Consider the following 18,009-nt stretch of genomic DNA (forward strand, 5'->3'; position numbering starts at 1 on the left):
CCCGGGTTTTTTATTGATGAACGGCGACGCGTTCGTTCCAGATAGCCTTTTCGCCGATCTTTGTGACGAGTTGTGCATGGGCGGATATTTCAGCCTCGGTCAGGCGCGGCTTCAGCGGCACTGGGCGCGGCGAAATCAGGATCACGCGAGACTCGCCGCCCGTGCGGCCGCTGTCACCCTGTTCGGCGATGGTCAGACCGAGCGCCGCCTGCTTGCCGCCGATAAGCTCGATATAGACCTCGGCGAGCAACTGCGAATCGAGAAGCGCGCCGTGCATCGTGCGGTGGCTGTTGTCGATGCCATAGCGCCGGCAGAGCGCATCAAGCGAGTTTGGACCCATAGGATGCTTGCGGCGGGCGAGCGCCAGCGTATCAACGACCCGGTCCGTATGGATCGGCGGATGACCAAGCCGATTGAGCTCGGTATTGATAAAGCCGATGTCGAACATCGCGTTATGCGCGATCAGCTTGGCGCCGTCGATGAAATCCAGGAAGTCATGCAGGATGCCAGCGAAAAGCGGCTTGTCGAGCAGCTTGTCGTTGCTGATGCCATGAACCGCCAGCGCATCGGCGTGAACAGCCTTGCCTTCAGGATTGATATAGACGTGGAACGTACGGCCGGTCGGAAACCGGTTGATCAGTTCGACGCCGCCAATTTCGATGACGCGGTCTTCCAGCCGGTCGAGGCCGGTTGTTTCCGTATCGAAAATGATCTCGCGCATCGACTCACCTTTTTTGCCCACGTTCCATGAAACCAACGCGTGGGGCAAGTCCGGATTGTCAGTATCCCCTTTTCAACGAACGAGGGCTCACGCCTCAGCGATCAGCGCCGCGATGATCTTGTTGACTGCGGCGCGCGTGATAGCAAAATCGTAACGCGTGTCGACGACGAAATCCGCCCGCCTTCTCTTTTCGGCGTCGGGCATTTGTCGGGCCAGGATTGCTTCGAGCTTTTCCGGCGTCATGCCAGGCCGATCGAGGACGCGTTGGCGTTGCACCTCTTCCGGCGCAGAAACGACGAGAACCTTGTCTACGCGCTTTTCGCCGCCAGTTTCGAACAGCAGCGGAATGTCGAGGACAATCAACTTTTCCCCGCGCTCCCTCGCCTCATCGCGAAACCTGATTTCTTCGTCGCGAACGAGCGGGTGGATGATTGCCTCGAGACGCTTCAACGCTTCGGGATTGCCGACAACGGCCGACGAGAGCTTCGTGCGATCAACCGTGCCGCCCGCCGTCGTTCCAGGGAACGCGTCTTCGATCAGGGGCACGGCGACGCCGGAGTAAAGCCTGTGCACGGCGTCATCGGCCGAATTTACCGGAATTCCGGCATCCATGAACATCTGCGCCGCGGTGGATTTGCCCATGCCGATAGATCCGGTGAGCCCAAGCACGATCATCGCTTTGCCATGTCCGCGAGCACAAGGTCGCGCAATTCAGCGGTTACTTCCGGCCTTTTCCCGAACCAGTGTTCGAAGCCGGGTACCGCCTGATGCAACAGCATGCCGAGCCCATCGACGGTCTTCAATCCACAAGCGCGTGCGGCATGCAGCAGCGGTGTTTCGAGCGGAACGTAAACAATATCGGTGACCAGGGCGTTGGGTTTGGCACTTGCAAGATCGATCTCCAGTTCATCCTTGCCTTCCATGCCGAGCGAAGTCGTATTCACGATGAGATCGGCATCCCGTGTCAGTTCGGGCACGGCCGCCCAGGAATGAGCGCTAACGCCTTTGCCAAATCGGTCGGCAAGTTCCTGCGCACGGCCAAGGGTACGATTGACGATGCGGATATCGCTGAAGCCGCGCTGCTTCAGCGCATAGACAATGGCGCGGCTGGCGCCGCCCGCGCCGAGAACAAGTGCGCTCCTGCCCTTGTCCCAGTCCGGGCCATAAGCATCGAGATTTGCCGCAAAGCCATAGGCATCCGTATTCCCGCCCCAAAGCGCGCCGTCGCGGAACCAAAGCGTGTTGACCGCGCCGATCTCCTCTGCAGCGGCGTCGAGCTGATCGGCGAGAGCGAAGGCTGCTTCCTTGTGCGGAAGGGTAATATTGCCGCCGACCAAACCGGCCTCCGGCATCCCGGTGACGAAGTTCGCGAAACTATCAGGCGCAACTTCAATCGCCCGGTAGGTACCCGCAATTCCATGGGTCTTCAGCCAAGAGCCATGGATGAGCGGCGAGCGCGAATGGCGAATGGGATAACCAGCAACAAAGGCATGCAATGCGTCAGCCATCGATGGCACCTTCCCGGCGCAGTTCAACAAGCAATGGCAGCAAGGGCAGGCCGACAATGGTGAAATAGTCGCCGTCAATCTTTTCGAACAATTGCACGCCCTCGCCCTCGATCTGATAGGCACCGACACTTTGCAGGGCAATCTCGCCGGCACGAGAAAGGTAACGACCGATAAAGCCCGGGTCGAGATCGCGCACCGTCATGCGGGCCACCGATACGTGTCGCCACAAGGTCTCGCCGTCCCTGGCAAGCACCACAGCGCTGTTCAGATGATGGGTCTGGCCCGAAAGCTTGAGCAATTGCCGGCGGGCAGCATCCATGTCGGCAGGTTTGTGCAGCACCTCATCGCCAAGGGACAAGGTTTGATCCGACCCGATCACCAAGGCCCCGGGATTGCGTTCGCTTACATCGAGCGCCTTGGCTTCGGCAAGAACAAGCGCGACATCTTCGGGTGTTGCGCCGGTGTCGTAAAGCGGCGCTTCCACCGCGCGCTCGTCGATATTCGCCGCTTGCGCCGTGAAGCTAATACCGGCGTTTTTCAAGAGCGTGGCGCGGAACGGGCTCTTGGAGGCTAGGATAATATCCATGGCGTCGTCCTCGTGATTGTTGCTGGTTGCGTTATCGCCCCTCTGCACGGAGGGCAAGCACCGCGGCAGCGGTTTCTTCGATGGAGCGGCGCGATACATCTATCATCGGCCAGTTGTGGCGATGACATATCTGCCTCGCATAGGTCAATTCCTCGATGATGTTGGCGCGATCGAGGTACTGCTCAGCATCGAAATTCTGCGAAGCGCCGAGCACCCGGTGCTGGCGCACCTGAGATATCCGTTCGGCAGATGCGACAAGTCCAACGACCAGCGGCCTTTGCGAATGAACAAGAACGTCGGGTATGGGAACGCCGACGACGATCGGCACATTGACCGTCTTGATGCCGCGATTTGCGAGATAAATGCTTGTCGGCGTTTTAGACGTGCGGGAAATGCCGATGAGGACGACATCCGCTTCCTCCATATCGAGCGGCAATTGGCCGTCATCGTGTTCCATGGTGAAGTTCAACGCATCGATGCGGCGGAAATACTCGGCGTTGAGGACATGTTGTGCGCCGACGCGCCTCCCCGCCGGCGTGCCGAGATAAGATTGAAAAATTCCGAGAACGGGTTCCAGCACCGACACGCAGGGAACGCCAAGCGCCGCACAGCCATCGTGGATCATTGTCGCAAGGCGTTGATCGATAATCGTATAGAGAACAATCCCGGGTTCGGCATCGATGCTATCGAGCACGCGGCGGATCTGCTTTTCCGTGCGTATCAGCGGATAAATGTGCTCAATCGCCCGCGCATGGGCATATTGCGCCGAGGCCGCTCGGCCAGCGGCGATGAGAGTCTCTCCGGTCGCATCAGAAATCATGTGGAGATGGAAGTAGTTTACCGGTTTCGTCACAGGAATTTCCACGCTCTGTTGATGGCTGGGGATAAAACGCCTCGCCTGCCACAACAGATGGCAGCCATGTGAATTCTTGGCAAGTCATCCACAGCGGGCGTGCCTGTGTGCGTCGCTTCGCAGGTCCGCGGCACTATGGGGAAATTCAAAACCTCTCCATGGTTGTCCGCCATTTCTTCACAGGAATTTCCACAGTTACCCTCAACATAACCCATTGAATTATATTCATAAAATCGACAGTCCTTACAAAACCTTCCAGAATCTGTTTGGCTATCCCGGACTAATCGTTCAATTGTTAGCTGTGGGAAAGTTCTGGCATTCCGGTAATTCCCAGTACAAACAGACTCTAAGAATCAGAAAATCCAAAATAGATCTGAATTTCTTTTTTATAGAACAGGGTGGAGAGAACGATGGTTCGCAAAGTGATGAAAGTCCTTGGAGGCGAGACTGTCTTCCCTCCTCCGATTTGGATGATGCGCCAGGCGGGGCGCTATCTGCCTGAATACCGGGAAGTCAGAAAGAACGCGGGAAGCTTTCTCGACCTTTGCTATTCACCCGACCTTGCCGTCGAAGTGACCATGCAGCCGATCCGTCGGTTCGGCTTTGATGCGGCAATTCTGTTTTCCGATATTCTCGTCGTGCCGCACGCACTGGGTCGTGATCTTCGTTTTGAAGAAGGTCGCGGTCCGTTGATGACGCCGATCGATGTCGATGGAATATTCTGGCTTGAATCGGGAGGGGCCGCCGATCGCCTGGAGCCGGTCTACGAGACCGTTCGGCTTCTGCGGCAGCAGCTGCCTAACGAGACGACGCTGCTCGGCTTCTGCGGGGCGCCCTGGACCGTTGCGACCTATATGATCGCCGGACACGGTACGCCGGACCAGGCGCCGGCTCGTCTCTTCGCCTATCGCCATCCCGATGCATTTCAGAAATTGCTGGACGAGCTTGCCGATGTCTCAGCCGAATATCTCATCAGGCAAATTGGGGCCGGTGCCGATGCCGTGCAAATCTTCGATTCGTGGGCAGGTGTTCTCGACGAAGCGTCGTTCGAGCAATTCTGCATCGCTCCGGTAGCGCGGATCGTGGAGAAGGTTCGGGCTGTTCATCCGACTGTGCCGATTATAGGCTTTCCAAAGGGCGCAGGCGCACTTTATGCCAATTATCGCGAGCGAACCGGCGTTACGGCACTGGGCCTCGATTGGTCTGTGCCGCTTTCCATGGCGTCATCCTTGCAGGGTAGTGGTCCGGTTCAGGGTAATCTCGATCCTTTACGGGTCGTTGCCGGCGGCAAACCGCTCGACGACGGTGTCGATGCAATTCTCGAAGCTTTGGGACATGGCCCGCTGATCTTCAATCTCGGTCACGGCATTACGCCGGATGCCCCTGTCGCGCATGTGGAGCAGATGATCAACCGCGTGCGCCTCGCTTCTCCGCGGCCCTGATATGTCGATCACGGGGTTCGAGCGATGAGCAGTTCCGGTTCAGGCAAAACGAAGTCAAGCAACGTTCCGCTTCTTCCGCGCGCGATCGTCGCGGCTGTTGCGCTGTGCCTGGTGGTCCTGGTTGTTTTCTATCCTGACGATGCCTATTTATGGGTCAAGGCTGTCCATGTCATCGCCGTGATCTCATGGATGGCAGGGATGCTCTATCTTCCACGCCTGTTTGTCTATCATTGTGCGGTTCAGCCGGGGTCGAGCGAGTCCGAGACCTTCAAGGTCATGGAACGACGGCTGCTTAAGGCAATCATCAACCCCGCAATGGGGGCAACGTGGGTTGCGGGCCTATGGCTCGCCTGGAAGAGTGCGGCCTATGTGGATGGCTGGTTCCACGTCAAGTTTCTGGCCGTTCTCATTCTTTCAGGCGTCCATGGATACTTTTCGAAGTCGGTAAGGTTGTTTGCCGAGGACCGAAATGTTAAATCGCAGCGCTTCTGGCGGTTGATGAACGAAGTTCCGACACTTCTCATGGTCATTATCGTCATCATGGTCATCATAAAGCCATTTTGATTGATCACAGAAACTGCTAATCTAGCATCAAAACCAATCATGAAATCACTTGCCCTTGCTGGCTGGATTAGCTAGATAGGGGCCTCCTCTCCGGAAATACCGCCACAGCATCTTCAGCCAAATCTTTTTTCTGGCACTGCGTTTGGGCATCGTCATTTCCCTTTCCCATTTCTCAACATTAAAATTAAGAGTTCCGCCACACATGCAGGAAATGAAACTACAAGAACTCAAGAACAAGACGGCGGTTGACCTTCTCGCCTTTGCGGAGTCGCTTGAGGTGGAAAATGCCAGCGTCATGCGCAAACAGGAATTGATGTTTGCGATACTGAAAAAGCTGGCTTCGCAAGAAGTCGAAATCATCGGCGAAGGCGTCGTCGAAATCTTGCAGGACGGATTTGGCTTTATGCGGTCCGCCAACGCCAACTACCTCCCAGGTCCAGACGACATTTATATTTCGCCGTCGCAGATACGGCGGTTTTCGCTGAAGACCGGCGATACGGTCGAGGGTCCCATTCGCGGCCCGAAGGAAGGCGAGCGTTATTTTGCGCTGCTCAAGGTCAACACGATCAATTTCGAAGACCCCGAGAAGATCCGCCACAAGATCCACTTCGACAATCTGACGCCGCTCTATCCTAACGAGCGCTTCAAGATGGAGCTGGAAAATCCGACCACCAAGGATCTGTCAGCGCGCGTGATCGATCTCGTCGCGCCGCTCGGCAAAGGCCAGCGCGGTCTCATCGTTGCACCGCCGCGTACGGGTAAGACTGTCCTCCTCCAGAACATTGCCCATTCCATTACCGCCAATCATCCCGAGTGCTATCTCATCGTCCTTCTCATCGATGAGCGTCCGGAAGAAGTCACGGACATGCAGCGTTCGGTAAAGGGCGAAGTGGTATCATCGACATTCGACGAGCCGGCCTCCCGCCACGTTCAGGTCGCCGAGATGGTGATCGAAAAGGCCAAGCGTCTGGTTGAGCACGGACGCGACGTCGTCATCCTCCTCGATTCAATCACCCGCCTCGGCCGCGCCTACAACACGGTCGTGCCGTCATCGGGTAAGGTTCTGACCGGCGGTGTCGACGCCAACGCCTTGCAGCGTCCTAAGCGCTTCTTCGGCGCGGCCCGCAATATCGAAGAAGGCGGCTCGCTGACGATCATTGCGACGGCCCTGATCGATACCGGCAGCCGCATGGACGAAGTGATCTTTGAAGAATTCAAGGGTACCGGCAACTCGGAAATCGTGCTCGACCGCAAGGTCGCCGACAAGCGTATCTTCCCGGCGATGGACATTCTGAAGTCCGGTACGCGCAAGGAAGACCTCCTCGTTCCGCGCCAGGATCTCCAGAAGATCTTCGTTCTGCGCCGCATTTTGGCGCCTATGGGAACGACCGACGCGATAGAATTCCTCATCGACAAGCTCAAGCAGACCAAGACCAATGGCGAGTTCTTCGACTCGATGAATACATAACCTAGCTGCCCGGTCGAAGCAGTGCAGACAGCGCTTCGGCAGATGTTACAGGTGCAAGGCATACAAACCCGCGGCAAAGATAGGCCGCGGGTTTTTCTATTGTGACATCGCCACCGCCGCCTATGAGTTCGACCTTCTTGCCTTCGGTGAATTCAATCCAGATATCGCTGCGCCGCGGATCGGGAGAACGCCGTGCGGTCTCCACCAGCGGGTGATCGAGGGTTGGCGTCACAATGGTGAGTTTCAAAGGCTCGAGCAGCAGGCTGGCGCTGTTGAGAACCCCGGCTTGGCCGAAACGCTGCTGCAGCACACGGCCGATTGCACCTTCCGTCATCCGCTCCGTTCGCTCGCGCAGCTGGTCGTCGTTGGATAGCGTGGCAAGACGCGCCATGGCCTCGATGATCTGGCCGGTCGCGCTTGGTATGGCCTCATCCTGGTCCCCGCGCACGCGGATGATAACGTCGCCACTATCGGAAGCGGTCAGGGCATATCCGCCGTCCGGAGCTTGATACCAATTATCAAGCGCAGCAAGCCAGCGGCGAGCGTCGGCGATATAGGCGTGCTCATGCGTTACCTGATACAATGAAAGCGCGGCATTCATCATGGCGCCGTAGTCGGACGACAATCCCGGAAATTGGCGCGAATTTCCCAAGACTGAGTGAGGAAGACGGTCCTCAACCATCGATTCGGCAACGGAACGATAGGTTTCAATCGCAAGCGTATGCCAATCCGGGCGATCAAATAGAGCCGAAGCTTCGGCAAGCGCACGAATGGCAAGGCCATTCCAGTCGGTTAGTGCCTTATCGTCCCGGCCAGGTCTCAGCCTGGCGTTGCGCAACTCAAAAAGCTTGCGCCGTTGGCGAGCGAGATCTGCCTCTTCCTGGGCGCTGCCCAATCGAGGCGTTCGCAATCTGTTAAGGATATTTTTACCCTCCCAGTTACCGCCTTCGCTCACATCGTAGACTTCGTGGAAGGTCTCGAAATCCGCGTCGCCCGGCACCTCTTTGCTCGACCATACGTAGAAGCGGCCTTCTTCGCCCTCACTATCTGCATCGAGGCTCGAAGCGAACCTGCCATCGATACGCATTTCTCGTTCCAGCCACGCCACCGTCTCTTCGATTCGTTCACGAAACAAATCTTCGCCAGTTGCCGCATATGCCCAGGTGGCGTGGCGGATCATCTGTGCATTGTCGTAAAGCATCTTTTCGAAATGCGGCACGAGCCAGTTCTCGTCCACCGAGTAACGCGACAGTCCTCCCCCTAGGTGATCGTAGATTCCTCCCTGCAGCATCATATGCAGGCTGGTCAAAAAGGCGTCGCGATGGGTCTTCGCACTAGTACGCAGCCAGGACAGCCATAAAGCATCCATGAACGGCGCACTCGGAAACTTGGGCGCACCGGCAATGCCGCCTTTCTCGAGGTCCATCATTTCGAAGACATTGTTGGCGAATTGATCAAAGAGTGCTGCATCAAGTTTTGACGGCTCCGCACGCGCATCAAGGCGACTGCTGACATGATTCACTAGAGCCTGAACGTTTTGTTCGACGCGAATCCTGTCTTCATGCCACACCTTGCTGATCAGGCGCAGGACATCGAGAAAGCCGGGCTTGCCATAGCGTGAATGCTTCGGAAAATAGGTGCCGCCCCAGAAAGGCTTTGCTTCCGGCGTTAGAAACATCGTCAGGGGCCATCCGCCCTGTTCGCCCATAGCGCCGAGCGCGGCCATATAGATTTGGTCGATGTCGGGTCGCTCCTCGCGGTCGACCTTGACGTTGACAAAAAGCTCGTTCATCAGAGTCGCCACCTCGGTGTCTTCGAAACACTCGTGGGCCATAACGTGGCACCAGTGGCAAGCGGCATAACCCACAGATAGCAGGATAGGCTTTTGCACATCCCGTGCCTCGGCGAGTGCAGCAGGACCCCAAGCCCGCCAATGGACAGGATTCGTGGCGTGCTGACGCAGGTAAGGGCTTGATTCCTGGCCAAGTAGGTTTCGTTGCTCAGTCATCTTCGCTGCAGCCTTTTCGAAGAAGCCTTGAATGGCTATTGAGACATTCTAGTACGGATGATTAAAATGAAACAGAGCGTCTCCGGCGAGACTATATTCGCACTTTCTAGTGGCAGACTGCCTTCCGGTGTCGCGGTCATCCGCCTGTCTGGACCAGAGACTCGATTCGTTATCGAAACAATCTGCGGTAAGTTGCCAGCGCCACGCGTGGCTGCGCTGAAAACATTCGTTGATGGTGACGGTAATCCTATCGACCGAGGCCTTGTTATCTATTTTCCGCCTCCGAGGAGTTTCACCGGTGAGGAGTGCGGCGAATTTCATCTGCACGGCGGCAAGGCGGTCGTCGAGGCAATGATTACCTGCATGTACTCCTTTGAGGGTTGTCGGATGGCCGAGGCCGGCGAGTTTACCAAGCGCGCCTATGCAAATGGCAAATTCGACCTGACGGTCGCCGAAGGGCTTGCAGACCTCATTGCTGCCGAGACCGAGGGGCAGCGGAGGCTCGCCTTGCACATTGCCTCGGGAGCGCAAGCGTCGCTCTATTCGGGTTGGCGCCAGGAGCTCATTCGCGCGCGCGCGCTTATCGAAGCAGAACTCGACTTTGCCGACGAGGCGGATGTGCCGGGCTCAGTCTCGGATCAGGTGTGGACCGAACTTAGCGAACTCGGCCAACGGATTAGCAAGCACGTGGCGGACGGCAAGCGAGGCGTTCTTGTTCGCGACGGCTTCCGTGTGGTCATAGTAGGAGAGCCCAACGCAGGTAAGTCAAGTCTGCTCAATGCGCTTGCGGGAAGCGATGTCGCCATCGTCTCCGACGAGCCTGGAACAACACGCGACTTAATTGAGATCAAACTTGACCTCGGAGGCCTTCCGGTCCTCGTGACGGACACGGCAGGCTTGCGTGACACGGAGGGGAAAGTCGAACGCATCGGAATTAATCGTGCACGAGAACGCGCCGCGGCCGCCGACCTGGTGGTCGCGCTGGTCGATCTTTCCAATGCTGCCGCCGACTTCCCGGGAGATGTCGATAACGCGGCCGTGCTGCGTGTTGGCACCAAGTTCGACCTGAACCCGGCCTATAAACGAGATGACTGCGATCTGGTGATTTCCGTACGAGACAATGATGGACTTGAAGCGTTGCTCGCGATCTTCGCTAAACGCGCCGCCGAGGCTGCGGGCAATTTGAGTGATCCATTACCGACGCGCCGCCGTCATCTCGAGCTTCTGGCGGTAACGAGCCACGAACTTGAAATGGCCGTCAGACAAGACAATTCGCCTCTCGAAGTGCGGGCCGAGTTCTTGCGACGCGCTTCCTTCGCGCTGGGACGAATTACGGGCCATGTCGATGTTGAGGATATACTTGATGTCGTCTTCTCGCAGTTCTGCATCGGCAAATGATTCACGTGAAACATCGAGTCAAACGAGCTTTTCGAAATACTGATGTTTCACGTGAAACATTGTATAGCGGCCCATACTTGACTCCACGTTGAGTTTTGCCCATCAAGGCAAGGATTCGAATCTCTGAAAGCAATGTATCGTGCAAGACGTCTATGATGTCATCGTCATCGGTGGTGGCCACGCTGGCTGCGAGGCTGCGGCAGCCTCCGCGCGCTTTGGCGCGAAAACCGCGCTGGTAACACATCGCGCGGATACAATTGGAGTTATGTCCTGCAATCCCGCCATCGGCGGCTTGGGTAAGGGCCACCTCGTCCGAGAGATCGATGCTCTTGATGGCTTGATGGGGCGTGTGGCGGATGCTGCGGGTATTCAGTTCAGATTGCTCAACCGCCGCAAGGGCCCCGCGGTGCGCGGGCCGAGAACGCAGGCCGACCGCAAGCTCTACCGGCTGGCAATGCAGCAAGCTATCGCAGAGCAGCCAAATCTGGATGTGGTCGAGGGTGGAGCCAATGACCTGATCATCGCCGACGGTAAGGTGACTGGCGTTCAGCTCGTGGACGGGTGCGTGCTCTCTTGCGGCGCCGTCGTGCTGACGACTGGAACTTTTCTTCGCGGTCTCATCCACATCGGTGAGAAGAAGATACCGGCGGGTCGGATGGGCGAAGCGCCGGCTCTGGGACTCTCCGATACGCTAATGCGTCACGAGTTTGCGCTGGGTCGGCTTAAGACGGGCACCCCACCACGATTGGACGGTAGAACCATTGACTGGGACGGACTGGATGTCCAGTCGGCGGATGAAGAACCCCTGCCCTTCTCGCTGATGACGGACGCCATCACTAACCCGCAGATTGATTGTGGCATCACCCGGACGACGCTTAAGACTCACGACATCATCCGGGCGAACCTGCATCGCTCAGCGATGTACTCAGGTTCGATCGAAGGGATTGGTCCGCGCTATTGTCCCTCGGTCGAAGACAAAATTGTCAAATTTGGCGACCGCGATGGACATCAGATTTTCCTGGAGCCCGAAGGGTTGGACGACCACACAGTCTATCCAAACGGTATTTCGACGTCGCTGCCTGAAGAGGTACAGAACGATATCTTGAAGACGATCCCCGGGCTTGAGCACGCTACAATGTTGCAGCCTGGTTATGCGATCGAATATGATTTTATCGATCCACGCGAACTTGACCGTGCTTTACAGACGCGGCGCATCGGCGGCCTGTTTCTGGCAGGGCAGATCAATGGTACTACGGGTTACGAAGAAGCTGGTGCTCAAGGTCTGCTAGCGGGCTTGAATGCGGCACGCCTGGCAGGGGCTGGTGACCCGGTTATTCTGCAGCGGACAGAAGCCTATATCGGTGTAATGGTCGATGATCTGACTTCCCGCGGTGTGAGCGAACCCTATCGAATGTTTACCTCCCGTGCAGAATTCCGGCTGTCTCTCCGCGCCGACAATGCCGACGAGCGCTTGACGCCGGTGGCTGAGAAGCTGGGCATTCTCGGTGCTGCGCGTCGCGCGCGCTTTGCAGCACGGACCCGCGACCTCGATTCGGCGCGTGAACTTGCTCAGAGCCTGACGATTACACCAAATGCCGCCGCGGCTCATGATCTTCATCTCAACCGCGATGGCATTCGCCGGTCGGCCTACGATCTCTTGGCATTTCCGGATATTGATCTTGGTCGGATCAAGCGGATTTGGCCCGAACTTGGTGAACTCAATCCGCGCATTGCCGAAGCGCTGGAAATCGAAGCGCAGTACGCTGTCTATCTCGACCGCCAGAAGGCCGACGTCGCGGCAATGGAGCGAGAGGAAGCTCTCGTGATTCCTGCGTCGGTTGACTTTGCAACGACTTCGGGACTTTCGAACGAGTTGAAGCAAAAGCTGAAACAGCGACAGCCGCGGTCGATCGCGGAAGCCCAGCGCATTGATGGGATGACACCGGCTGCCCTTGCTCTGATCATTACCCAGATACGCAAGGTGACAACAGGCGCTCGAGACGTCGCGTGAGTGATCAGCGCGAAGCAAGTCTAAAAAAAGTGTTATCCACTGTTTCACGTGAAACAGTCGATGATCTTATCGGGTTTGAAGACCTATTCCGCAAATGGTCAAAGGCGATCAATCTCGCCTCCCCATCTACGCTTGATCAGCTGTGGGATCGTCACATTGTCGATAGCGCGCAATTATTCAATCTCGCGCCTAATGCAAAGACGTGGCTGGATCTGGGGTCGGGCGGAGGCTTTCCGGGCGTCGTAATCGCAATTCTTCTTAATGAACACTATGGCGGAAAAATTGACCTGGTTGAGAGCAACGGCAAGAAGGCGGCGTTCTTGCGGACCGCGATCGGGCAGTTCAAGGCACCCGGGATCGTTCACGCGGCGCGGATAGACAATGTATGGAGCAAGATCGCAACGCCGGATATTGTGACGGCTCGTGCATTGGCACCTTTAAGTGACCTCTTCGTTCTTGCCGGCCCGTGGCTCAGAGGCGGAGCGACCGCGCTTTTTCAAAAAGGGCGGGATTACCGGCGAGAAATCGCGGAAACCCGTGACGATTGGGTCTTCGATCTGGTAGAACACCAAAGTGCGGTCGACAAAGATTCGGTAATCTTGCAGATCAGCAATCTGCGCCCAACCGAACCTCGCGTCTAACACACGCGCGATTCGTCCGCCTCTGGAATACGGTTTCTGCTCAGGAAGATAGTGATGAACAGTCAGACTCGCATCATTACCATAGCCAATCAGAAAGGCGGGGTTGGCAAGACAACCACCGCAATCAATCTGGCAACGGCCTTGGCAGCTATTGGCGAGAACGTCCTGGTGGTCGATCTTGATCCACAGGGCAATGCTAGCACCGGGCTTGGTATCGATCGCAAAAATCGCGACGTTTCCTCGTATGATGTACTTATGCAGACTGCATCGGTGGAGGACGCTGCGGTTGTGACAGCAGTTCCGAATTTGTCTTTGATTCCATCGACACTCGACCTCCTTGGTGTCGAAATGGAAATCGCCAACGCTGCGGACCGGGCCACGCGATTGCGCAAGGCCTTCCGTGGCAACCCGGCCGCCTCGCCATATTCCTATATATTGATCGATTGTCCGCCTTCCCTGAATCTATTGACGATGAACGCCATGGCGGTTGCAGACTCGGTCTTGGTGCCTTTGCAGTGTGAATTCTTCGCGCTCGAAGGGCTCAGCCAGCTGCTGGAAACCGTCAGCCAGGTTCGTGCTTCGCTCAATCCCCAGCTGAATATACAGGGCATTGTCCTCACCATGTATGACGGCCGTAACAATCTGGCGACGCAGGTGGTTGACGATGTACGCTCGTTCATGGGGGACAAAGTTTATCGGACGGTCATTCCGCGTAATGTTCGCGTTTCTGAAGCGCCCTCTTACGGTATCCCGGCTATCCTTTATGATTTGAAATGCGCAGGCAGCCAGGCCTACCTTCAGCTCGCATCGGAAGTCATCCAGCGCGAGCGCCATCTGCGCGCGGCCTGAATATCGATTCGAAGACGAAATGATTATGAAAGTTGACGACCATGAATGAAGATCTCTCGAAAAAGCGCCTTGGCCGTGGACTTGCGGCGCTTATCGGTGAAATGGACCGCGTTCCCGAGGAAAGCGCATCGCATCCGGTGGCGCCTCAGGACCGAAACATTCCGATCGAATTCATTACGCGCAACCCACGCAATCCGCGCCGGCTTTTCACGGAAGGCGATCTTGAGGATCTGACGCAGTCGATCCGCAAACACGGCATCGTCCAGCCGGTTGTCGTGCGTCCCGTCAGCGGTTCGCCGGATCACTATGAACTCATTGCCGGAGAACGCCGCTGGCGTGCGGCGCAGCGCGCCGGCGTGGCATCGATCCCTGTGATCATTCGCGAGGTTAATGATCGCGTTGCGCTTGAGCTTGCGATCATCGAGAACGTCCAGCGCGCCGATCTCAATCCGATCGAAGAAGGCATGGGATATCAACAGCTTATAGACGATCACGAGTATACTCAAGCTGATCTTGCGCAAGTGATCGGCAAGAGCCGCAGCCATGTCGCCAATACGCTGCGCCTATTGAAATTGCCGGAGCCTGTACGCGACATGATCACCAATGGCGCGCTCTCCGCCGGCCACGCGCGTACGCTTATAACCGCCGAGAATCCCGGCGCACTCGCGGACAAGATCGTGCGCGATGGGCTGTCAGTACGCCAGGCCGAGGCCTTGGCGCAAAGCGGCGGCGAGTCGCCGACACCGAAGCCGAGGGCCGAGCGCGACAGCGAAAAGGACGCCGATACACGGGCTTTGGAAAAGCTGCTTTCCGATGTGACCGGCATGCGCGTGACGGTAAATCATCAGAACAAGGGCGGCGACGTGCGCATTCATTACACGACGCTGGAGCAACTCGACGAGGTTTGCCGGCGCCTGCAAAGCTGATTTCCGAGCGAAATCCCGTTAACGGCCGGGCCGTCCGGCCCGCGCCGCTTCCGCCGCCAGCGCAATGAGCGACTGGCGGATAATTGGCACAGCCAGATCCGCATTGCGCCGACTTTCGAGAACGGTTTTCTGCAAGCGCTCGATGGCGCGGGCACACGTCAGGGTTGACCAACGCTGCAATGCCGTCTCCACGAGCTTTTTGCGCGCAAAAAATACGGGCGGCTTGGCCGTCGCAACGGCCGATCCCGCATTTTTGCCCTCCGTTTCCATGCCGTAACGTAACGTTTGTAACGACTGAAACTGGCGAATCGCGGTGCTCAAGATGAGAAAGCTTGATGAGCCCGTGCCAATTACCCGGTCAAAGGCGTGGGTAAAATCGGCAAGATTGCCCACCATGATAGCGTCGATAATCGCTTCATGGGATACGGCGCTGACATCGCCAATGATGTCCCGCACGTCATCTATGGTGATGCGCTCGCTCCCGTGCGCATAGAGGCAGATTTTTTCAAGTTCACCGCGCGTCGCCAGCCGGTCGCCGCCGAGGCTCTCCTTGAGGAGGTTACGGGCATCGAGGCTGATCTGCAGTCGATAGCGCGTCATCATCTCATCAATCGTCCCATCGAGGCTGCGCGCATCGTCGCTGTAACAGGGCAAGGCCATGGCGCTGGCGCTTTGTTCGACGATGCCACGCAGGCCGGCGCCCTTCTTCAGGTCGCCGGCTTCGATGAGAATGAAGGTCGCTTGCGGCGGGTTTTTTGCGAGATGGGCGACTGCATCGGCGAGGCCCTTTTGGCCGGAGGCATTTCGCACCCAGATCAGCCGCTCACCGCCAAACATGGAAATGGTATTGGCTTCGTCGGATAGTTTTCCGGGCTCTGCCTGAACCGCATCCGCATCGAGCCGGATTACGGCAAACGGGTCATCCGGGGAAAGGTCCGTAAGCCTGATGAATGCGGCTGCGCGTTCGCTGACGAGCCCCTTGTCGGGCCCATAGATGAGAATGATGGGATAGGCTCGATCGAGCCTTCTCAGGAACGAATCGACCTCGTGCGCTTTCTTCTGTGCCATGATCCTAGGATTTACCGCTTTGGTTGAAGATTGCAATGCGCAGCGGCTGATGTGGGTATCACCGTTGGATCGGCGGGCCTAAATAGCAAGAAGGCGCCCCGAAGGACGCCTTGCTTAAGTGCTTCAAATTATTGAGACAACTGGAGCGGGAAATGGGATTCGAACCCACGACCCCAACCTTGGCAAGGTTGTGCTCTACCCCTGAGCTACTCCCGCATGCACCAGTCTGTCTTGCGAAGCGGGGCCTATATGGCCCAAGCGCCGGCTAATTGCAACAGGGTTTTTTCAACTTCTGAACGATATAGCGAAAAATCGGCAAAACACCCTGATCTGACTGGGCTTTTCGCTTGAGGCCGCTTCATCAAGCCATTATCTACAACGCAGAAGCCCCCGCTAAACCCCTTGAAAACGTTGTCATGCCCAAGACTTTCGACGAGCTGCTGCAGTTTCTGGACGAACTCAACATCGAAATATCGACGATTCGCCATGCGCCGGTCTTCACGGTGGGCGAAGCCCAGGATCTTCGCGGTCAGATACCGGGAGCACATACGAAAAATCTCTTTCTCAAGGACAAGAAGGACAACTTCTTCCTGGTGACGGTCGACGAGGAGGCCGAGGTCGACCTGAAAACGATCCACAACAAGATTGGCGCGGCGAGCCGTGTTTCCTTTGGCAAGCCGGAAAAACTGCTCGAATATCTTGGCCTCGTTCCGGGTGCGGTGAGCGTTTTTGGCGTGATCAATGATGGTCAGCATCAAGTGAGAGTGGTCCTCGACGAGGGGCTCATGCAGCACGACACTATCAACGCACATCCCCTCAGCAATGATGCTACGAGTTCCATCAGTCGCGATGATCTCTTGACGTTCCTCAAGGCGACCGGACATGATCCGCTGATCTTGAAAATAGACGGATCGGTCCCAAACTGATAGCTGGTGTCTTCGAGCTTTTGCGAACACCTGACGGAGAACGGGAGAAATTGATGAGCAACACTGACAACCCGTTTGGCAGCAGCTATGGCGCTGCAACCACCGGCGCAACAAGCGTACCGTTCGGCGCAAGTGCGCCGAACGGTACGGCGGCCGCCGCTGATTTGATCAAGGACACGACAACGGCAGCTTTCTCCAAGGACGTGATTGCCGAATCAAAGCAACAGCCGGTTCTGGTCGACTTCTGGGCGCCGTGGTGCGGGCCCTGCAAGCAGTTGACGCCGATACTTGAAAAGGCCGTGCAGACCGCCGGCGGACGGGTGAAACTCGTCAAGATGAATATTGACGATCATCCGGCTATCGCCGGGCAGCTTGGCATTCAATCCATCCCCGCTGTTATCGCCTTTGCCGACGGCAAGCCGGTCGATGGTTTTATGGGGGCCCTGCCAGAGTCCAAAGTCACCGAGTTCATCAACCGTATCGCTTCGCCGGATGGCGGCAGGGACGCCGCTATTCAATCGGCGCTTGATGCCGCAACCGAGGCGACGGAGACAGGCCATTTTGAGGAGGCAGCCCAAATCTATTCCGCCATCCTCGGCGAGGTGCCGGATCACGTCGCAGCTCTCGCCGGACTCGCAACCGCGCTTGTCGAACTCGGCGACGTGGCGCAGGCGAGGGCGAGCCTGGATCTCGTACCGGCTGACAAGCGGCAGGATGCGAGTGTGCGCACCGCCGAGGCCAGGATTGCGCTTGCCGAGCAGGTTGCGACGCTCGGTGATGCCGTAGCGCTTGAAGCCAGTCTTCAGGCAAACCCCAAGGATTATCAGGCGCGCTTCGATCTTGCGATGATCCTGAACGCGAAGGGTGAGCGGGATGCGGCAGCCGATCATCTTCTCGCCATCATGAAGGCCGATCGTGGCTGGAACGACGATGGCGCCCGCAAACAGCTGTTGCAGTTTTTCGACGCGTGGGGCCCAACCGATCCATCTTCCGTCACTGCGCGCCGTAAATTGTCATCACTGCTGTTTTCCTGAGGAAAA

The 18,009-nt window shown here is 57.1% G+C and carries 17 protein-coding genes and 1 tRNA gene; 10 read left to right on the forward strand and 8 right to left on the reverse strand.

Features of this window, described 5'->3' with window-relative positions; genetic code table 11:
- Positions 1–10: 10 nt before the first annotated feature.
- The 5 genes from dnaQ to BM074_RS07070 form a co-directional block, all read right to left on the reverse strand.
- Complete coding sequence (dnaQ, locus tag BM074_RS07050; protein WP_091920739.1) at positions 11–721, reverse strand: DNA polymerase III subunit epsilon; 711 nt, start codon at positions 719–721, stop codon at positions 11–13.
- Between the two features lie 87 nt (positions 722–808).
- Complete coding sequence (gene coaE, locus BM074_RS07055; RefSeq protein ID WP_091920742.1) at positions 809–1,396, reverse strand: dephospho-CoA kinase; 588 nt, start codon at positions 1,394–1,396, stop codon at positions 809–811.
- Positions 1,393–2,229, reverse strand: a complete 837-nt coding sequence (locus BM074_RS07060; RefSeq protein WP_091920744.1) for a shikimate dehydrogenase — start codon at positions 2,227–2,229, stop codon at positions 1,393–1,395. Before BM074_RS07060 ends, coaE begins: the two co-directional genes overlap by 4 nt.
- Positions 2,222–2,815, reverse strand: coding sequence for a Maf-like protein (locus tag BM074_RS07065; protein ID WP_027230933.1), 594 nt, complete (start codon positions 2,813–2,815; stop codon positions 2,222–2,224). The genes BM074_RS07060 and BM074_RS07065 overlap by 8 nt, the downstream gene beginning before the upstream one ends.
- A 31-nt stretch (positions 2,816–2,846) precedes the next feature.
- Entirely contained in the window at positions 2,847–3,668 is an 822-nt protein-coding gene (locus BM074_RS07070) for a pyruvate, water dikinase regulatory protein (RefSeq protein ID WP_091920746.1), read from the reverse strand.
- 410 nt (positions 3,669–4,078) lie between these two features.
- Here BM074_RS07070 and hemE point away from each other — a divergent pair, with 410 nt between their 5' ends.
- The 3 genes from hemE (at position 4,079) to rho (ending at position 7,142) form a co-directional block, all read left to right on the forward strand.
- Positions 4,079–5,110 carry a uroporphyrinogen decarboxylase gene (gene hemE, locus BM074_RS07075; protein WP_091920748.1) on the forward strand — a complete coding sequence of 344 codons (1,032 nt, stop codon included), beginning with the start codon at positions 4,079–4,081 and terminating at the stop codon, positions 5,108–5,110.
- A 24-nt stretch (positions 5,111–5,134) separates the two neighbouring features.
- Complete coding sequence (gene hemJ / locus BM074_RS07080) at positions 5,135–5,674, forward strand: protoporphyrinogen oxidase HemJ (protein ID WP_091920750.1); 540 nt, start codon at positions 5,135–5,137, stop codon at positions 5,672–5,674.
- Positions 5,675–5,876: 202 nt separating this feature from the next.
- Entirely contained in the window at positions 5,877–7,142 is a 1,266-nt protein-coding gene (gene rho / locus BM074_RS07085) for a transcription termination factor Rho (RefSeq protein WP_027230937.1), read from the forward strand.
- Between the two features lies 1 nt (position 7,143).
- Here the strand turns inward: rho and BM074_RS07090 are convergent, their stop codons facing one another.
- On the reverse strand, positions 7,144–9,150 hold the full coding sequence (locus tag BM074_RS07090) for a thioredoxin domain-containing protein (RefSeq protein WP_091920752.1): 2,007 nt from the start codon (positions 9,148–9,150) through the stop codon (positions 7,144–7,146).
- A 66-nt stretch (positions 9,151–9,216) separates the two neighbouring features.
- Here BM074_RS07090 and mnmE point away from each other — a divergent pair, with 66 nt between their 5' ends.
- The 5 genes from mnmE (at position 9,217) to BM074_RS07115 (ending at position 14,975) form a co-directional block, all read left to right on the forward strand.
- A complete protein-coding gene (gene mnmE / locus BM074_RS07095) occupies positions 9,217–10,548 on the forward strand; it encodes a tRNA uridine-5-carboxymethylaminomethyl(34) synthesis GTPase MnmE (protein ID WP_091920754.1) in 1,332 nt (443 codons plus the stop codon).
- A gap of 139 nt (positions 10,549–10,687) precedes the next feature.
- Positions 10,688–12,559: a tRNA uridine-5-carboxymethylaminomethyl(34) synthesis enzyme MnmG gene (gene mnmG / locus BM074_RS07100; protein WP_091920756.1), complete on the forward strand. Its 1,872-nt coding sequence runs from the start codon at positions 10,688–10,690 to the stop codon at positions 12,557–12,559.
- Complete coding sequence (rsmG, locus tag BM074_RS07105; protein WP_091920758.1) at positions 12,556–13,200, forward strand: 16S rRNA (guanine(527)-N(7))-methyltransferase RsmG; 645 nt, start codon at positions 12,556–12,558, stop codon at positions 13,198–13,200. The genes mnmG and rsmG overlap by 4 nt, the downstream gene beginning before the upstream one ends.
- Before the next feature lie 54 nt (positions 13,201–13,254).
- On the forward strand, positions 13,255–14,049 hold the full coding sequence (locus BM074_RS07110; protein WP_027230942.1) for a ParA family protein: 795 nt from the start codon (positions 13,255–13,257) through the stop codon (positions 14,047–14,049).
- A 41-nt stretch (positions 14,050–14,090) separates the two neighbouring features.
- Positions 14,091–14,975, forward strand: a complete 885-nt coding sequence (locus tag BM074_RS07115; protein ID WP_027230943.1) for a ParB/RepB/Spo0J family partition protein — start codon at positions 14,091–14,093, stop codon at positions 14,973–14,975.
- Positions 14,976–14,993: 18 nt separating this feature from the next.
- Here BM074_RS07115 and holA read toward each other — a convergent pair whose 3' ends face one another.
- On the reverse strand, positions 14,994–16,043 hold the full coding sequence (gene holA / locus BM074_RS07120; RefSeq protein ID WP_091920762.1) for a DNA polymerase III subunit delta: 1,050 nt from the start codon (positions 16,041–16,043) through the stop codon (positions 14,994–14,996).
- A gap of 141 nt (positions 16,044–16,184) precedes the next feature.
- Positions 16,185–16,259 (reverse strand) — tRNA-Gly (locus BM074_RS07125).
- Between the two features lie 200 nt (positions 16,260–16,459).
- On the opposite strand from BM074_RS07125, the gene BM074_RS07130 reads away from it, so the two are divergent.
- Positions 16,460–16,969 (forward strand): prolyl-tRNA synthetase associated domain-containing protein, encoded by a 510-nt coding sequence (locus tag BM074_RS07130; RefSeq protein WP_091920764.1) that lies wholly within the window; start codon positions 16,460–16,462, stop codon positions 16,967–16,969.
- A gap of 53 nt (positions 16,970–17,022) precedes the next feature.
- Positions 17,023–18,003 (forward strand): thioredoxin, encoded by a 981-nt coding sequence (gene trxA, locus BM074_RS07135; RefSeq protein WP_091920765.1) that lies wholly within the window; start codon positions 17,023–17,025, stop codon positions 18,001–18,003.
- Positions 18,004–18,009: the final 6 nt, after the last annotated feature.

Source organism: Phyllobacterium sp. CL33Tsu (assembly GCF_900113985.1).
Lineage (GTDB): Bacteria > Pseudomonadota > Alphaproteobacteria > Rhizobiales > Rhizobiaceae > Phyllobacterium > Phyllobacterium pellucidum.